This is a genomic window from Chitinophaga sp. SVR4-12A (genome assembly GCF_056754765.1).
In genome coordinates this window covers 3,987,334-4,003,170 of the sequence record NZ_JBPGWP010000001.1, presented here as the reverse complement: position 1 = coordinate 4,003,170, position 15,837 = coordinate 3,987,334, and the positions used below count along the sequence as shown (strand labels likewise).

Here is a 15,837-nt window from a genome sequence, read left to right as displayed (position 1 = left end):
AAAGGCTTATTGCCAACATCACACATTACCATTATGAGAAATATAATGATCATAGATGACGAGATCAATATCTGTACGTTGTTGAGCAAATTTCTCGGCAAACACGGGTTTAAGGTGGACACCACAATGTCCGGCGCGTCTGCGTTAAAAATGATGAAGGAGAAACCTTATGACCTGGTATTATGTGATTACCGTCTGAAGGATACAGACGGCGCGCAGTTGCTGCAAGACATCCGTCAGCTTAATCCGCGGACCATCGTCATTATCATTACCGGGTATACAGACGTGAGAGTAGCCGTAGAAATGGTCAAGAATGGTGCTTACGATTATCTTTCCAAGCCCCTATATCCCGATGAAATACTGAACCTGGTGCACAAGGCATTTGCACATCTTGACGCAGAAAGCGAGCGGGATAATGTGCCGGCCATACCGGAACAGCGCACCGGGGATGCCGGCAACGGGCAGGCGCCTGTAGCAGAAATGCTGGATAAAACCAATAAATACGTATACGGGGAAAGCAGCGGCGCCCAGGAGCTGTTCAGGCAAATAAAGCTGGTAGCCCCTACGGATTACAGCGTTATCATCTTTGGAGAAACAGGTACCGGTAAGGAATCTGTTGCACACCTCATCCACCATCATAGCAAGCGCAGCGCACAGCCGTTTGTGGCGCTGGATTGCGGTAGCCTGTCTAAAGAGCTTGCCGCGAGTGAATTGTTCGGTCATGAAAAAGGATCCTTTACGGGAGCGATCAATACCAAAATAGGCGCCTTTGAACAGGCCCATGGCGGCACCTTGTTCCTCGATGAAGTATCGAATCTGTCATATGATATTCAGGTAGCCCTGTTACGCGTGATCCAGGAAAAAGTGATACGGCGGGTGGGCAGCCTCAAGGAAATACCGGTTGATGTACGCATCATTGTGGCATCCAACGAAAAGCTGTCAGAATCTGTGCAACGTGGTAAATTCAGGGAAGACCTTTTCCACCGCTTTAACGAATTTACCATCTATATACCGCCGCTGCGTGAGCGCCAGGAAGACCTGCCGCTGTTTGTTACCGCATTCATATCGCAGGTAGAGAAAGAGCTCCAGAAGAATTGCGGTAAAATCACGTCTGAAGTATGGGCCTGCTTCCAGAAATACTCCTGGCCGGGAAACATACGGGAACTGAAAAACGTGATACGGCGCGCATGCCTGCTTACACCTGAACACCAGGATATTACCATGTCTACGCTCCCGCTGGAAATGAAGGAGGCTTTCTCCCAAAGCTATGAGGAAGATCACATAGGGGAGCTTGCAGCCATTGCCAACGAGAACGATCTTAAAACAGTGGCCTTACAGGCAGAGTATAACAAGATCATCAATGTATTAAAAGAGGTTAAATACAACAAGACGAAAGCAGCTCAACTACTTAATATAGACCGTAAAACTCTCTACAATAAGCTACGCCTGCTGAATATAAACTACTAATTGGCGCATTTATGAGCAATCACACCAAACAGGAGCAGCACCCGAAAAACGGGAGCGGGGATGCTAATGGGAATAAGGCCAGGGTGTCCGGCTTTTTTGAACGCTTTGCCAGCCAGGTGGTATATGCCACCGGCTCTGTATGGGCTTTTATTATCGCCATGGCAGTGATCATTATATGGGCCGTAACCGGCCCTGTTTTCGGCTTCTCAGATACCTGGCAGCTGGTGATCAATACCGGTACTACGATCGTTACCTTCCTGATGGTATTCGTGATCCAGAAATCGCAGAATAAGGACTCCAAATCCGTACAGCTGAAGTTAAATGAGCTTATTGCAGCCAGTAAATCTGCCAGTAACCGTTTGATCGTTGCAGAAGATCTTACCGAGGACGAACTGGATGTGCTGCACAAATACTACTGCAAACTGGCTGAAGAAACAAAGAAACGCATCGATACGAAGGAGTCTCACTCCGTGGAGGAAGCCATAGAGAAAACAGACGAAAAGCTCGGAGAAAAATAATCTCAGTTTACGGGTAGGGTGATGCTGAATGTAGTGCCTTTTCCCGGCTCGCTGTCTACATGGATGTTCCCCTTATGATTGATAATGATATTCTGCGTACTCGTAAGCCCCAGGCCACTTCCCTTAGGTTTGTTGGTAAAGAAAGGATCAAACAGTTTGGTCTTCATTTCTTCAGGGATGCCCACGCCGTTATCACTGATCTGTATCACCGCTTTATCATTATGCCGGGATGTGAAGATCCCCAGCTGTCCTTTCCCCGGCGCCATCGCCTCGATGGCGTTGATGATGATATTGAGCAGGGCTATTTCCACTTTTTCTGCATCGGCCGGTATCATAACATCCGGCTCCGTCAGGCGCTTATCCACTTTTATCTCATTTAGCTGCAGACGGTCCTGCGCCAGCTCAAGGGCCTTTTCTGTAAGCTCATTAACGCCATGCGGCTGTATATGGAGGTCTATCATCCTCGTGCTGTGGAGCAGCTCTGTGATCAGCTGGTTGATACGGATGCAGTTTCGCTCAATAATATCGGTATATAGCTGACTGTCTTCTGAATCGGGTGGCTCCTGTTTGAACTGGCTTACGGCCAGCAATATATTGGTCAGCGGGTTTCGCACTTCGTGGGCTATAACGCGGGCAATGCGCCCGGTGATCACAAATTTCTGCTGCTGCTGTTTCTCCTGCTCTTCCTTCTTTTTCTCCGTAATATCCTGTACTACACAAAGAAAGATCTGGGCCGCTTCATCCAGCATAACGGCATTGACCAGCACATCCAGCTTCTTTTGATGCTTATTCACGAAATTGTATTCGCTCTGCACGGTTCCGTGGTCGCCACATATCTGTTCAAAAAAATGCCGGTACTGCTCCTCGAAAAGAAAGAGGTCTCTCAGGTTCATGCCGATCATTTCTTCTTTGGCGTATTGCAGGGTTTTCAGCGCTGCAGGATTGGCGTCTATAACGTTCTTGTTACAATCGGCCAGTATGATCAGGTCATGGGCTTTTTCAAAGATGCCGTAGTATTTTTTCTCACTTTCCGCCAGTGTGCGCAGGTGGTTCATTTCATCCAGTGCATAACGGATGGACCGTTCCAGCACGTCTGCGCTGATCTCGCCCTTTACGAGGTAATCTGATGCACCGGCCGTCATGGCCTCCTTGTCTATATTATAATCCCCCTTACCGGTGAGCATAATAACAGGGGCCTTGTATCCCAGTTGCTGAAAATGATGGAGGATATCAATACCTGTATATTGTCCCAGGCGATAATCCACCAGGTAAATATCATGCTTCCGCCGTTCTATCTCCTTCAGCGCCAGGGGGTAAGTAGAGGCCCATTCCAGCTGGTACTGCCCGGGGGATATATCCTGCAGCAATTCGTTGACCAGGAAGAAATCATCTTCATCATCGTCTATCATCAAAATATGTATGGGCTGCTCTGTCATGCTAAGCTTCGTGTATTTGGCAATTCTACAAATTCAAACCAGTATTTTCCCAGGGTGTTTGTAAACGCTACAAGCTGACGGAAGGTGACGGGTTTTATTACAAAACTGTTTACGCCCAGCTCATAGATCCTTTCCACATCCTTCTTTTCCGTAGAAGTGGTCAGTACAATAACAGGGATATATTTTAAAAAGTCATCGGTTTTTATCTCTTTCAGGGCTTCCCTGCCATCCTTCTTTGGCATATTGAGGTCCAGCAGGATGATCTGAGGGAGCGGATGGTTTGCCTCATCGGCATAGTTACCCTTCCTTCTGAGATATTTGAGGAGCTCTTCTCCATCTTCTACAAATTTAATGTTGTGGCGGAAATTGTTCTCTTCAAATGCCGCTTTGATCAATTCCCGGTCATCGGCATCATCATCCGCAATTAAGATGCTAAACTTTTCGGCGACTGTACTTTGGCTCATCTTTTCTGTTTAAGCGGTAAAATAATTACGAAAGCGGCCCCCTTATGCGGGTATCCGTAGCCCATGATGTATCCATGGTGGCTGTCTACAATTTTTTTACAGATGGCCAGGCCGATACCGGTGCCTGAATACTCGCTTACCCCGTGGAGGCGCTGGAATATCAGGAATATCCTTTCCGCATAGGCCTGATCGAACCCGATGCCGTTGTCTTCGATGGAGATGCGGCAAAATTCTTCATCCCAACGGTTTTCCTTTACTACGTTGAGCTCCTTCCCTTTCAGCACCTGGTAGGTGATATTGATCTCCAACTGCCTGTCGGGGTGAGCAAACTTGACGGCGTTGGTCAACAGGTTCTGGAATAACTGTTGAAAATTGGTAACATTCCCTTCAATGACGGGCAGCTGGGCTGCATGCACAACGGCATTTTTTTCCTGTAGGCCTACCTCCAGGTCACTAAGCACATTTTGCAACAGCATGTTCATATCAACCGGGGTAATGCTTTCGGGAGCAATACGGCCGGCGCGGGAGAATATGAGCAGGTCGTTAATGAGCACCCGCATACGGGCTACTGCTACCACCATGCGGTCTAATAGCTGTGAGGCGTCAGCCGGTAGCTGGTCGCGGTATTTTATCTGCAAACGATCGCTGAAGGTGGATATCTTGCGCAAGGGCTCCTGCAGGTCATGCGAAGCCACATAGGCAAACTGTTCCAGCTCCTGGTTACTTTTATTCAACAAGGTAATGTTCTGTTGCAGGTCGCGTTGATAGGATTTCAGTTTGGATTCAATATGCAGCTGCAGCTTAAATTCCTTGGTGAGTGTGATATAGGAATAGATGCCGATCAGGATGGCTACCAGGGAAGATATGAAGATCACCGGCACCCAGAGTGCGGAGAAGAACCGCAGCAGTTCTGCCTTTTCGTGGGTCTGGGCATCTTCAATATGCATCATATCCTCTACCTTCTGTTCAATCTTGTCCATTGATATTTCGCCTTCCCTGACCTTCAGCTTTTCAGCTTTTTGCGTATCCAGCCTGGCTGCGTTCAGCAGTAAGGGATATTTTATATCCAGCAGCTGTCTAAGTGTATCCAGGTGTCGTTGCTGCAATGCGTTTTCTGCGGTGATCTGGCGCAGGGCCTGATATTCTTCATCTATCCTGGTGATCCTTTCTTCCATGCCGGGGCCTAACAGTGAGCTGTCGCCTGTGAGATTAAAACCGCGAACGGCGGATTCCGCGTCCTTTAATTGTTTAATGATCGTTTCGAGGCGACGGGATACTTCAATTGCATGGTTGAGCCTGCCCGCATTATCCAACAGGTTTTTCGTTACCAGGTAAGAGAAAAACGATGCTGCTATAATAACGGAGAAGGCTATAAAAAAGCCCAGTCGTATTTTTCGTTGTACCGGATTATGCATGCTTCCTAAAGAGATGACCCTGAGGCTATCGAATTTACTGATTCTCTGTCAAATATAGGCTATTAAACTTTTTTACGGGAAAGATTTTCCACAGTATGAAAACGTATTTCTACAGCACTGGCGGGCATTTGCGGGGATTTATAAAATTATGTAAAAATCATTCTTCCCTGTATAAACCTAATATCTGCCAATACGACTGTAATGGAATGAACTTTGTTTTCATAAAGTACTGCGCACAATTTTTCATTGCGAATATTATTTCACTAATAAATTTAAAGCCATGAAACCGAGACAGGACAAGGGCGATAAGAAAAGTAACCCGCAAGTGCCGCCGGAAATAAAACATCCGCCGGGAAAACAGGAACGTCAACCCTCACAGGAATCTCCGGATAAACGGGATATACCCGACGAAATTCCGGAACGGGAAATAAAGCGTTCGCCCGCCAACCCGCAAGACGGTAAAAATGCATAACTGTTCAATACTAATTTTCTTCACCTTCAAAATTCATATTTTATGGCTGGTACAACAAGAACAAACTCCAGAACTCCATCCAGGTCAAAGACAAACTCCAGATCATCATCAACTTCATCCAGAAACTCAACTTCATCCAGAACCTCTTCCCGCAATAAAAGCGAAGCAGAGCAATCCAAATTCCATAACCTGTTCATGGATGAACTGAAAGACATCTACTGGGCAGAAAAACATCTTGTAAAAGCATTGCCTAAGATGCAAAAAGCTGCTACTTCAGAAGAACTGGCAGGAGCGATAGAAGAACATACAGCGGTTACCAAAGAACATGTAAACCGCCTGGAACAAGTATTTGAAATGCTGGGCGCAAGAGCAATGGCTAAAAAATGCGAAGCAATGGAAGGACTGATCGCAGAAGGACAAACAGTGATTGAAGATACAGAAGAAGACAGCGCAGTACGCGACGCTGGCCTGATCATCGCTGCCCAAAAAATAGAACATTATGAAATAGCTTCCTATGGCAGCCTTTGCGCACTGGCAAATAAAATGGGCCAAAGCGAAATAGCTTCCCTGCTGGAACAGACACTGAATGAGGAAAAGGAAACTGATCAGCATCTGACAGAAATTGCAGAGACTTCTATAAATGAAGAAGCCGCTGCTGAATAAGCTGTATTTGTTGGATGGAAACCCGAAAAGGCCTCTACATTGTTAATGTTGGAGGCCTTTCTGGTACTAACACTTAAATAATATCATGCAGGAATATCTGGATCATATATGCGATCACTGCGTAGCCCAGGGCCTTACAATCGCGGTTGCGGAAAGTGTTACAGCGGGCTATCTGCAGGTCTCTTTCAGCAGGGCCAGCGGCGCTACCCAATTTTTCCAGGGCGGCATTACCACCTACAATACCGGCCAGAAGGTAAAGCATCTTGGAGTAGAGCCTATTCACGCGCAATCTTCCAATGCGGTATCGCCACAGGTGGCAACAGAGATGGCACTGGGAGTATGCCCGCTATTCAACGCTAATGTGGGCATTGCTGTAACCGGGTATGCCGTGCCGGTGCCTGAGCTGAATATCACCGAGCTGTTTGCCTTCTACGCCATCGCCTGCAAAGGAAAGATCATAGACTCCCGGAAAATAACTCCCACTGCCCATAAGCCTGAGGAGGTAATGCAGGAATATGCGCGGCAGATCATTCACGCTTGTTATAGCTGTTTATATGATAAACATTGAGACGCTACCGGCCGATCCTGTTGTTACGGCTAAGGCTGCCAGGCTCAGATATGTGAAAAAAGATACGCCTGGCTATACCCGTGTAAAGAACGGAGATAATGTATACTACACAGATCAGGACGGTAAAAAGATTACAGATGAGGATACACTGGAACGTATCCGTAAACTGGTACTACCTCCCGCATGGGAGCAGGTATGGATCTGCCCCTGGGCCAATGGTCACTTGCAGGCCACCGGGATTGATGCCATGGGACGCAAGCAATACCGCTACCATACCACCTGGACGCAGGTGCGCAATGAAACCAAATATGATCGCCTGCTACATTTCGGGGAAAAACTACCTCAGATACGAAAAACATTAAAAGCCAGGCTCAGGAAAAAGAGCATGGATAGAGAAAAAGTGATCGCCATAGCGCTGAGTGTGCTGCAGGAAACCTGGATCCGCGTGGGCAATGCAGCCTATGAAAAATTGTATGGCTCTTATGGACTTACTACCCTCCGTAACCAGCATGTAAAGATCGCCGGAAACACGCTTTTCTTCCATTTCAAAGGCAAAAAAGGGGTGATACAGCGTATCATGATCAAACACCGCAGCCTGGCCAGGCTGCTGCAGAAAATGAAGGATATACCGGGCCAGGAACTGTTTCAGTATTATGATGAACAGGGAGAGACGAAAAGCCTGGACTCAGGTGATGTAAATGATTTTCTGAAAGAATGCACCGGGGAGGATTTTACCTGCAAGGACTTCCGTACATGGGCAGGCACCGTGCATGCCCTTAACCAGCTGGCAGACCTGGCGCCCTTTACAACAGCAACAGGCTGCAAGCATAACATTGTTTATGTGATCGATAGTGTAGCTGCTAAGCTGGGTAACACCAGGGCCGTATGTAAGAAGTATTATGTACACCCGCGCCTGTTGCACGCCTATGAAAATAATCTGCTGGAACCCTACCTGCAGGAGGTGCGTAACAGCAGGAATCGACCTGATAAGGGAGAATTACACAATGATGAGAGAATATTGCTGAAATTCCTGAAGAAGCTGAAATAAGGCAGGGATGTGCTAAAGCTAAAATGCTGATGTGCTAATGAATTGGCGCGTTCACGGCATTTTTTCATCAGCACATCAGCATCCACCAGCTGACAGATCAGCACATTAGAATAATTCCTGCTCCTCGCGGTCCTCTACGGGGATCTTCTTGATGAAATCATCAAACCCGCTCTCTTCATGGGCAGTGTAAGCTCCATAAGCATCCAGCACATATCCTTTTTCACCCTCCTTATCTTCCAGCAGGTAAAGGATGCTGGAATCGGCGGGATCTGATTCCCCTTCAAAGCGGAAGGTCCTTACGATCTTCAGGTCCTCCGGGTTATATACTTTCTGGGCTTCCACTGACTGCATCCTTCCGTGATCACTCATTTTGAACTCATGATCGTAACCCTTGGTTTTCATCTTGGCCATTACCTGGCTAAGCGTAGTCATTTCACCTGGTTTGTCTTGCATAAAAAAAGGATTTAGTACTCCCTGTAAAAACCAAAAGTTATGCCACCGGCACTTCATTTGCAAAGTTTAAAATGAACTTAAATCAACCATATGGACAGTGATAAAAGTACACGTCATGGCTTTTTTTACCGTAACGGGCTAACGCTGGTATTCCTGTTGCTATTGATTCTTACCCTGGGAGTGCAGGCTTATACCGGATGGCTGGAGCACAATGAGGAATTGTCTGAAAGAGGAGCAGCTACCCTCTCATTCCTGCCATACCTGGTAAGCAATCATTTCCTGGAAGCCACTTTTGAGAACTGGGAAAGCGAGTTCCTGCAGATGTTCTCCTTTGTCTGCCTCTCCGTATGGCTGCGCCAGCAGGGCTCTGCCGAATCAAAAGATCTTGATAAGCCGGAAGAGGTAGACCGCGAGCCACAGCCCCACCCGGATGCCCCCTGGCCTGTAAAAAAGGGCGGTTTTGTACTTGCTCTCTATAAACGTTCCCTTTCCCTGGTTTTCCTGCTCCTATTTATGGTATCATTTGTGTTGCATTTTAAGGGCAGCAGGGGCGCTTATAATGTGGAGCAGCAGGCCATGCATAAGCCTTCAGCATCTGTAGGTGAATATCTGCTCAATAAACGGTTCTGGTTTGAGTCGTTTCAGAACTGGCAAAGTGAATTTATGTCTGTTGCAGCAATTGTATTTCTTTCCGTTTATCTGCGGCAACAAGGATCCCCGCAGTCAAAACCGGTGGATGCGCCGCATAGCCAAACAGGTGAATAATTAACCTTAAATAATTACACTTATGAGGTCAATTTGGTCAGGAGCAATTGGTTTTGGACTGGTAAATATACCAGTAAAACTATACAGCGCCGTGCAGGACAGCCGCCTGGACCTGGACATGCTGGATAAGAAAAGCCATGCCCGTATCCGGTTCCAGCGTGTAAGCGAGGACACCGGTAAAGAAGTTCCGTGGGAACAGATCGTGAAAGGTTATTTGTACAATGATGAATACGTGATCCTGGAAGATGAGGATTTTGAAGCTGCCAGTCCCAAAAAGAACAAGATCATCGAAATTGAATCTTTTGTAAAGGAAGAGGAAATTGATGATATCTATTTCGAGTCCCCTTACTTCATCGAACCAGACAAAGGCGGCGCTAAAGCATATGAACTGCTCTTTAAAACCCTGGAAAAAACCAAGAAGGCAGGGCTAAGCAGGTTTGTGCTGCGAAGCAAGGAGCACCTGGCAGTGGTAAGGCCCCGTGACAATTATATGCTCTTACAGCAATTGCGCTTTGAACAGGAATTGCGTAAACCTGATGATCTTACTTTGCCAGACGCGCGTACAAAAATCAGTAAAAGGGAACTGGATATGGCAGAAGAACTGGTGAAGCAATATAGCGCTCCCTTTGACATCAGCCAGTATAAAGATGAGTATACAGAAGAACTGATGAAGATCATTAAGGCCAAGGCCGCCGGTAAACGACCTGCCATAAAGAAAATGAAAGTGGTACATACCAAGAGCGACGACCTGTTCGATCAGCTGAAGGCAAGTCTCGGCAGTGGCGGTGGCCGCGGTGGTACTAAAAAACGCGCATCATGAGCCTTACGACGTATAAGAAGAAACGGAACTTTGCCCAAACCTCCGAACCAGAAGGTGGTAAGGGTAAAAAGGGTGTACATATTTTCGTGATCCAGCGCCATCACGCTTCACGTATTCACTATGATTTTCGCCTTGAAGTAGCGGGTGTCCTTAAAAGCTGGGCGGTGCCCAAAGGGCCTTCCCTGAACCCGGGAGATAAGCGCCTGGCCATGCACGTGGAAGATCACCCTTATGACTATAAGGATTTTGAAGGAGAAATACCCGCGGGCAACTATGGAGCAGGCACGGTGTACATATGGGATAAAGGCACGTTTGAGCTGTTGCACGGCGATGGGAAAGATTTTGATAAAACTGCCCTGAAAGAGATCAATGAGGGTAACCTTAAAATTATTTTGAAGGGTAAGAAACTAAAAGGAGAGTTTGCACTGGTGAAAATGAAAGGACGGGAGGAAAATTCCTGGCTGTTGCTGAAGCATAAAGATAAATACGCTGTAACAGATGAATATAACAGCGAAGATTATACGCCGCAACGCGTAAAAGATCAAGGCATCCGTTTTAAAGAAAAGGAAAAGCCTGGCCGGGCGCCCCTTAAAAAAGCTGCAGCTAAAAAAAAAGCCCAGCCGGCAAAAAGCGTAACCGCCAAAGCAGCCGTACCGCCAAAGAAATATAAACCCGCTCTCGCTACGCTTGTAGATGAACCGTTCAGCCGTGAAGATTGGCTGTTTGAGCCTAAATGGGATGGTTACCGCGCAATAGCGGAGGTGCATGATGGTAAGGCAGACCTCTACTCGCGCAAGCATACTTCGTTTAACAACGACTACCCGCAGATAGTTAAGGCCGTGGAGAAAATTGCGCACAGTGTGGTGCTGGACGGAGAGATAGTAGTGCTGGACAGCAAAGGTGTATCAGATTTTCAGGCGCTGCAGAACTACAGAAGCACCGGTAAGGGAAAGCTTACCTATATGGTGTTTGATCTGTTGTACCTGAATGGAGAAGACACCCGCCAGCTCGCTTTAACAGAAAGAAAAGCCCTGTTACAGGAAGTGGTAAAGCAGCTGGATGATAAAACCATACAGTACTCCAGTCATGTTATGACAGATGGAGAAAAGCTGTTCAAAAAGGCCGCAGAGAAAGGATTGGAAGGGATTATCGCAAAGAAGGCAGACAGTGTATACGAAGAAGACCGGCGTACCATGAACTGGCTGAAGATAAAAATAACCAATCAACAGGAGGTTATTATCTGCGGCTATACGGCGCCGCGCGGCAGCCGTAAGAAGATCGGGGCGCTGGTGCTGGGCGTGGTGGATGACAAAGGAGCACTGAAATATGTAGGGCATTGCGGAGGAGGCCTCAATACACAGCTGATAGACATGCTGTACGAAAAGCTGCAGCCCCTTCGGCGCGAAACGCCTGTATTTAAAGAAAAGATCAAAACCAATATGCCGGTAACCTGGGTAAAGCCCGTGCTGGTATGCCAGATAAAATTCTCTGCCTGGACGGCAGGCGGCATCATGCGGATGCCTATTTTCCTGGGCTTACGGGAAGATAAACCGGCAAAAGAAGTGCATCAGGAAACCGCTAAATCAGTTGATATGGCTACTACAGGTAAAACAACAAAGGCACAGGAGAATGAGCGCTCCCTGAAGCTGAACGGGAAGAATGTTCCCCTCAGCAACCAGCAGAAGATCTACTGGCCGGATGAGAAGATCAGCAAAGGAGAGTTGATCGATTATTACATGGCCGTAGCTCCCACCTTGCTGCCTTATCTCAAAGACAGGCCCCTGAGCCTGCACCGTTTTCCCAATGGTATAAAAGGCAGCAGCTTTTATCAGAAAGACCTCGACGTGGAAACGATACCTGGGTGGATTAAAACAGTTCCTTTGCATGCATCCTCTACCGGTAAGGATGTAGACTACCTGGTATGTAATAACGAGGCTACGCTGGCGTATATGGTGAATCTTGGCTGTATTGAAGTCAATCCCTGGTTGTCCCGCACCAGTCGTCTGGATCAGCCGGATTATGTGGTAATGGACCTGGACCCGGAAGACATCGGCTTTAATGCCGTGGTGGAAACTGCGCTTTGCATCAGGGAGATACTGGACAGCATGAAGGTATCCGCCTATTGTAAAACCTCCGGGGCATCAGGACTGCATATCTACATACCCACCGGGGCGAAATATGAGTACGAAACCTGCCGCCTGTTCGCAGAATATATTGCACGGCAAACCCATCAGCAATTGCCAGGCATTACAAGTATTGTGAGAGCAAAATCACAGCGCAAAAAAAAGGTATATGTGGATTTCCTGCAGAACAGCCGTGGCCAAACTGTTGCAGCGCCCTATTCTGTACGTCCAAAGCCGGGAGCAACGGTTTCTACGCCGCTGGAATGGAAAGAAGTAAATGACCGGCTGCGTATAGCAGATTACAATATCCGGAACACCCTGGACCGTATACAGGATAAAGGCGATCTCTGGCAACCTGTGCAGCGTGATAAAAACGACCTGAAGAAAGTGATACAGCAAATAGAGAAACTGGCGAAGGCGGAAATGGAATAGAGTTTGTAAAACATAACAGGAGAACATTAAAACTGTTACATTATGGCTACGATACATCATCCTGTTAGAGTTGGTCTCGTTTATAGTATAACCATTTCCGTTATCTCTATTATACTGACGCTTATCTTTTACATGACCAATATGTACGCGGCATTATGGACCGGGTATTTTGTAAGCCTCGTGCTTTTCCTGGGTGTACTGCTCGCAATATGGCATTACTACCGTCAGCATGGTGAAAAGGCATCTGCAAAGACGCTGTTTTTAGTAGGCTTTCGCATTACCGCGGTGGTAACCGTCGTGCTCACCATCTTTACCGTTATCCTGCACCTGATCGTGCAGGCCAACCCTGGCGGCACCCTGATGGCCAGTGACAGGGGCTCTATGGAAGTGGATATGCCGCGCAACTTCTGGATCTTCCTGATCAGCAATGTACTTTTCTCCAATGGAATAATAGGATTACTGGCTGCCTTAATGGGCGCCGCCTATTTTAAACGCAATCAGAAGACCGCTGGCCGGGATTGATACACAATCCTGTAATTATATACCTTTGTGCAGTTTATCTGCACAACCATGCCCAAAGGACATATTCTGATCATTGATGACGAAGATCAGCTGCGCAAGCTGTTAAGCCGTTTGTTAACGCTTGAGGGCTATACGCTTCATGAGGCGCCCAATGCACGCACAGCTATGAAGCTGCTGGAAAAGGAAGAGGTCCAGGTGGTATTGTCTGATGTTAAGCTGCCGGACGGCAATGGAGTAGCCCTCTCTCATACCATAAAAACAAAGTACCCCGAAACAGAAGTGATCGTGCTTACCGCCTACGGCAATATTGCAGACGGTGTACAAGCCATCAAGAATGGGGCATTTGATTACATTACAAAGGGAGACGATAATAACCGCATCCTGCCGCTGGTGAGCAAAGCAATGGACAAAGCGATGCTGCAAACGCGGGTGCGTGATCTTGAGAAAAAAATAGGCAGTAAATACAGCTTTGATAATATTATCGGCGAATCGTCCGCGATTAAAGCGGCGATCAGCCTGGCAGAAAAGGCAGCCCCTGCTGAGATCACCGTCTTATTGCTGGGGGAAACAGGTGTGGGCAAAGAAGTATTTGCCCAGGCCATTCACCAGGCCAGCAAACGTAAACAGCATCCTTTTGTGGCAGTGAACTGCAGCGCATTCGGAAAAGACATCCTGGAAAGCGAACTGTTTGGCTATGTAACAGGGGCTTTTACAGGTGCAGTAAAAGATAGAAAAGGTTTTTTTGAAGAAGCAAAGGGCGGTACTATTTTTCTGGACGAAATCGGAGAAATGCCGGTAGCGTTGCAAGCCAAATTGCTGCGCGTGCTGGAGACGCAGGAGTTTTACCGGGTTGGTGAAGCCGTGGCCACTAAAACAGATGTACGCATCATTGCTGCTACTAATCGCCGCCTGGAATCCGAGATCAGCGCCGGCCGTTTCAGGGAAGACCTCTACTACCGTTTGTCGGCTTTCCAGATACAACTGCCATCCCTTAATGAACGCCGGGCCGATATTCCCATGCTGGCCAGCTGGTTCATTCAGCAATTAGGCCCCAAGCTGAACAAAAGGGTAAGCGGCATGACGCCCGGTTTTTTGGAGGCGCTGCAACAACATAGCTGGAAGGGCAATATCAGGGAACTGCGCAATGTGATAGAACGCGCCGTGATATTAACAGAAACAGATCTGCTGGAAGCAGCCATTCTGCCAATGGATTTCCAGTGGGCACCACAAAAGGGCAACGAAGCATCCTTAAGCCTGGCAGAGATGGAAAAGCAGCATATCATAAAAGTGCTGGCTTTTACAAAGGGAAATAAAACAAAGGCGGCAGAATTGATGGAGATAGGCCTTACCACGCTTTATAACAAGATCAAAGAATATAATATCCATACTTAGAACAACCAGCCCAGTAACAGGCAGGCCAGTACGATAAAGGGAGAGGGCAGCCGCGTTTTACACAGCAGCAGCAGCGTACAGATCATCACTGCCATGTTATACCAGTTAACAGGAACGGTAAATATGGCAAGGAACAGCATCACTGTAGCTGCCCACATAATGCCCACCACAACGGCATTGATCCCTTCCAATGCCCGGTATATCACCACATATTTTTTCAGGTTATGCCATATCGGGAAGAAGAACAATACCAGTAACAGGCTGGGAAGGAAAATGGCCAGCGGCGCCAGCATGCATCCCAGGAACTGGTAGCCCATACCCAGGTTACGCATTACCATACCGCCCACATAAGCCGACATCGAAAAGGTGGGGCCTGGCAGGGCACGCATAATACCTGCACCGGTAAGCAGCTCTTCTGCCGTCATGAACTGCGTTTTGGCGCGGGTTACATACTGTTCCAGTATCATGGCGATCAGGATGTCGCCTCCGCCAAATACGAGGCTGCCGAAACGGTAAAAGTTCTCAAACAGGTTAAAGGGCCTCCTGGTGATCCAGTTATGTGTACGGGCCAATTCTGAGAACACGCCCGCCAGTACAAACAGCAATGCAAACAACCAGAGGTTGGTCCACTGGATCTTACGGGGCTTCTCTGTAGAGCCGGGAATGCGTTTATTACTGAAATTGGATACAATACCGCCCAGTATGATCAATACCGGAAAGGTCCAGGGAGATTTCAGGAACAGGGAAGACAACATAGCGCCGAGCATGATGCCAAAAGTGGCTGTATTGCGGATGCTGATATTATAGGCCCTGATGCCTCCGTAAGCCAGGAAGCCAACGGCCATTGGCTGTACGAATTTGAAGATATCTACATTAAGCGCCTTTTTATCAAAATACTGGAGCAGGAAACTAAGGGAGCCCATTAGAAGGCAGGCCGGCGTGATCCAGATGAGCAGCGTAACAATGGCCAGCGGTACGCCGCCCCGTTTGTAGCCGATAAGGGTAAGCGTCTGCGAGGAAGAAGCGCCGGGCAACAACTGGCAGAAAGCGTTGTATTCCATCAACTCTTCTTCCGTAACATCTTTACGTTGCTGTACAAACGTTTTCAGCATCATGGCCAGGTGGCCCTGGGGGCCGCCATAGGCAGTAATGCTATGGAACAATACAGCTTTTAAAAAAGGAATGTGACGTAAGAACACGGCCCAATTTAAAAATAAATTCCAAAATCCAATCCCAAATTCCAAATGACCCGTGTGAAGCGTTTGGCTTTTGGAATTTG

Annotated in this window: 17 protein-coding genes; 11 read left to right on the top strand and 6 right to left on the bottom strand. The window is 47.5% G+C overall.

Annotated elements, in window-relative coordinates; all coding sequences use genetic code 11:
- The first annotated feature begins 33 nt into the window (after positions 1–33).
- Positions 34–1,467, top strand: a complete 1,434-nt coding sequence (locus ACR9Y8_RS16360; RefSeq protein ID WP_481214318.1) for a sigma-54-dependent transcriptional regulator — start codon at positions 34–36, stop codon at positions 1,465–1,467.
- Between the two features lie 11 nt (positions 1,468–1,478).
- Complete coding sequence (locus ACR9Y8_RS16355) at positions 1,479–1,985, top strand: low affinity iron permease family protein (RefSeq protein ID WP_481214317.1); 507 nt, start codon at positions 1,479–1,481, stop codon at positions 1,983–1,985.
- Between the two features lie 2 nt (positions 1,986–1,987).
- On the opposite strand, the gene ACR9Y8_RS16350 is transcribed toward ACR9Y8_RS16355, so the two are convergent.
- Genes ACR9Y8_RS16350 through ACR9Y8_RS16340 form a run of 3 tightly spaced genes read right to left on the bottom strand, consistent with a single transcriptional unit; the run spans position 1,988 to position 5,300 of the window.
- Positions 1,988–3,421 (bottom strand): two-component system sensor histidine kinase NtrB, encoded by a 1,434-nt coding sequence (locus ACR9Y8_RS16350; RefSeq protein ID WP_481214316.1) that lies wholly within the window; start codon positions 3,419–3,421, stop codon positions 1,988–1,990.
- Positions 3,418–3,885 (bottom strand): response regulator, encoded by a 468-nt coding sequence (locus ACR9Y8_RS16345; RefSeq protein WP_481214315.1) that lies wholly within the window; start codon positions 3,883–3,885, stop codon positions 3,418–3,420. Before ACR9Y8_RS16345 ends, ACR9Y8_RS16350 begins: the two co-directional genes overlap by 4 nt.
- Complete coding sequence (locus tag ACR9Y8_RS16340) at positions 3,882–5,300, bottom strand: sensor histidine kinase (RefSeq protein ID WP_481214314.1); 1,419 nt, start codon at positions 5,298–5,300, stop codon at positions 3,882–3,884. Before ACR9Y8_RS16340 ends, ACR9Y8_RS16345 begins: the two co-directional genes overlap by 4 nt.
- A gap of 280 nt (positions 5,301–5,580) precedes the next feature.
- Here ACR9Y8_RS16340 and ACR9Y8_RS16335 point away from each other — a divergent pair, with 280 nt between their 5' ends.
- Positions 5,581–5,772 (top strand): hypothetical protein, encoded by a 192-nt coding sequence (locus ACR9Y8_RS16335; RefSeq protein WP_481214313.1) that lies wholly within the window; start codon positions 5,581–5,583, stop codon positions 5,770–5,772.
- A gap of 26 nt (positions 5,773–5,798) precedes the next feature.
- Here the strand turns inward: ACR9Y8_RS16335 and ACR9Y8_RS16330 are convergent, their stop codons facing one another.
- Complete coding sequence (locus ACR9Y8_RS16330) at positions 5,799–5,969, bottom strand: hypothetical protein (protein ID WP_481214312.1); 171 nt, start codon at positions 5,967–5,969, stop codon at positions 5,799–5,801.
- Between ACR9Y8_RS16330 and ACR9Y8_RS16325 the strand changes: the two genes are divergently transcribed.
- The 3 genes from ACR9Y8_RS16325 to ACR9Y8_RS16315 all read left to right on the top strand — a co-directional run bounded on the left by ACR9Y8_RS16325 (position 5,968) and on the right by ACR9Y8_RS16315 (position 8,051).
- Positions 5,968–6,435, top strand: a complete 468-nt coding sequence (locus ACR9Y8_RS16325) for a YciE/YciF ferroxidase family protein (RefSeq protein WP_481214311.1) — start codon at positions 5,968–5,970, stop codon at positions 6,433–6,435. The two genes, ACR9Y8_RS16330 and ACR9Y8_RS16325, sit on opposite strands and share 2 nt — an antisense overlap.
- Before the next feature lie 85 nt (positions 6,436–6,520).
- Positions 6,521–7,003: a CinA family protein gene (locus ACR9Y8_RS16320; RefSeq protein WP_481214310.1), complete on the top strand. Its 483-nt coding sequence runs from the start codon at positions 6,521–6,523 to the stop codon at positions 7,001–7,003.
- Complete coding sequence (locus tag ACR9Y8_RS16315) at positions 6,990–8,051, top strand: DNA topoisomerase IB (RefSeq protein WP_481214309.1); 1,062 nt, start codon at positions 6,990–6,992, stop codon at positions 8,049–8,051. Before ACR9Y8_RS16320 ends, ACR9Y8_RS16315 begins: the two co-directional genes overlap by 14 nt.
- 105 nt (positions 8,052–8,156) lie before the next feature.
- Here ACR9Y8_RS16315 and ACR9Y8_RS16310 read toward each other — a convergent pair whose 3' ends face one another.
- The gene (locus tag ACR9Y8_RS16310) at positions 8,157–8,504 is read right to left on the bottom strand and encodes a hypothetical protein (protein WP_481214308.1); all 348 of its coding nucleotides are present in this window, start codon (positions 8,502–8,504) and stop codon (positions 8,157–8,159) included.
- Positions 8,505–8,594: 90 nt separating this feature from the next.
- Between ACR9Y8_RS16310 and ACR9Y8_RS16305 the strand changes: the two genes are divergently transcribed.
- The 5 genes from ACR9Y8_RS16305 to ACR9Y8_RS16285 are packed head-to-tail and all read left to right on the top strand — an operon-like array spanning position 8,595 to position 14,558.
- On the top strand, positions 8,595–9,269 hold the full coding sequence (locus tag ACR9Y8_RS16305; RefSeq protein ID WP_481214307.1) for a DUF6766 family protein: 675 nt from the start codon (positions 8,595–8,597) through the stop codon (positions 9,267–9,269).
- Between the two features lie 22 nt (positions 9,270–9,291).
- Complete coding sequence (ku, locus tag ACR9Y8_RS16300; protein WP_481214306.1) at positions 9,292–10,089, top strand: non-homologous end joining protein Ku; 798 nt, start codon at positions 9,292–9,294, stop codon at positions 10,087–10,089.
- On the top strand, positions 10,086–12,644 hold the full coding sequence (gene ligD / locus ACR9Y8_RS16295) for a DNA ligase D (protein ID WP_481214305.1): 2,559 nt from the start codon (positions 10,086–10,088) through the stop codon (positions 12,642–12,644). The genes ku and ligD overlap by 4 nt, the downstream gene beginning before the upstream one ends.
- 42 nt (positions 12,645–12,686) lie before the next feature.
- Complete coding sequence (locus ACR9Y8_RS16290; RefSeq protein ID WP_481214304.1) at positions 12,687–13,166, top strand: hypothetical protein; 480 nt, start codon at positions 12,687–12,689, stop codon at positions 13,164–13,166.
- Between the two features lie 48 nt (positions 13,167–13,214).
- Positions 13,215–14,558 carry a sigma-54-dependent transcriptional regulator gene (locus ACR9Y8_RS16285; RefSeq protein ID WP_481214303.1) on the top strand — a complete coding sequence of 448 codons (1,344 nt, stop codon included), beginning with the start codon at positions 13,215–13,217 and terminating at the stop codon, positions 14,556–14,558.
- Here the strand turns inward: ACR9Y8_RS16285 and chrA are convergent.
- Positions 14,555–15,757: a chromate efflux transporter gene (gene chrA / locus ACR9Y8_RS16280; RefSeq protein WP_481214302.1), complete on the bottom strand. Its 1,203-nt coding sequence runs from the start codon at positions 15,755–15,757 to the stop codon at positions 14,555–14,557. The genes ACR9Y8_RS16285 and chrA overlap by 4 nt on opposite strands.
- Positions 15,758–15,837 lie beyond the last annotated feature (80 nt).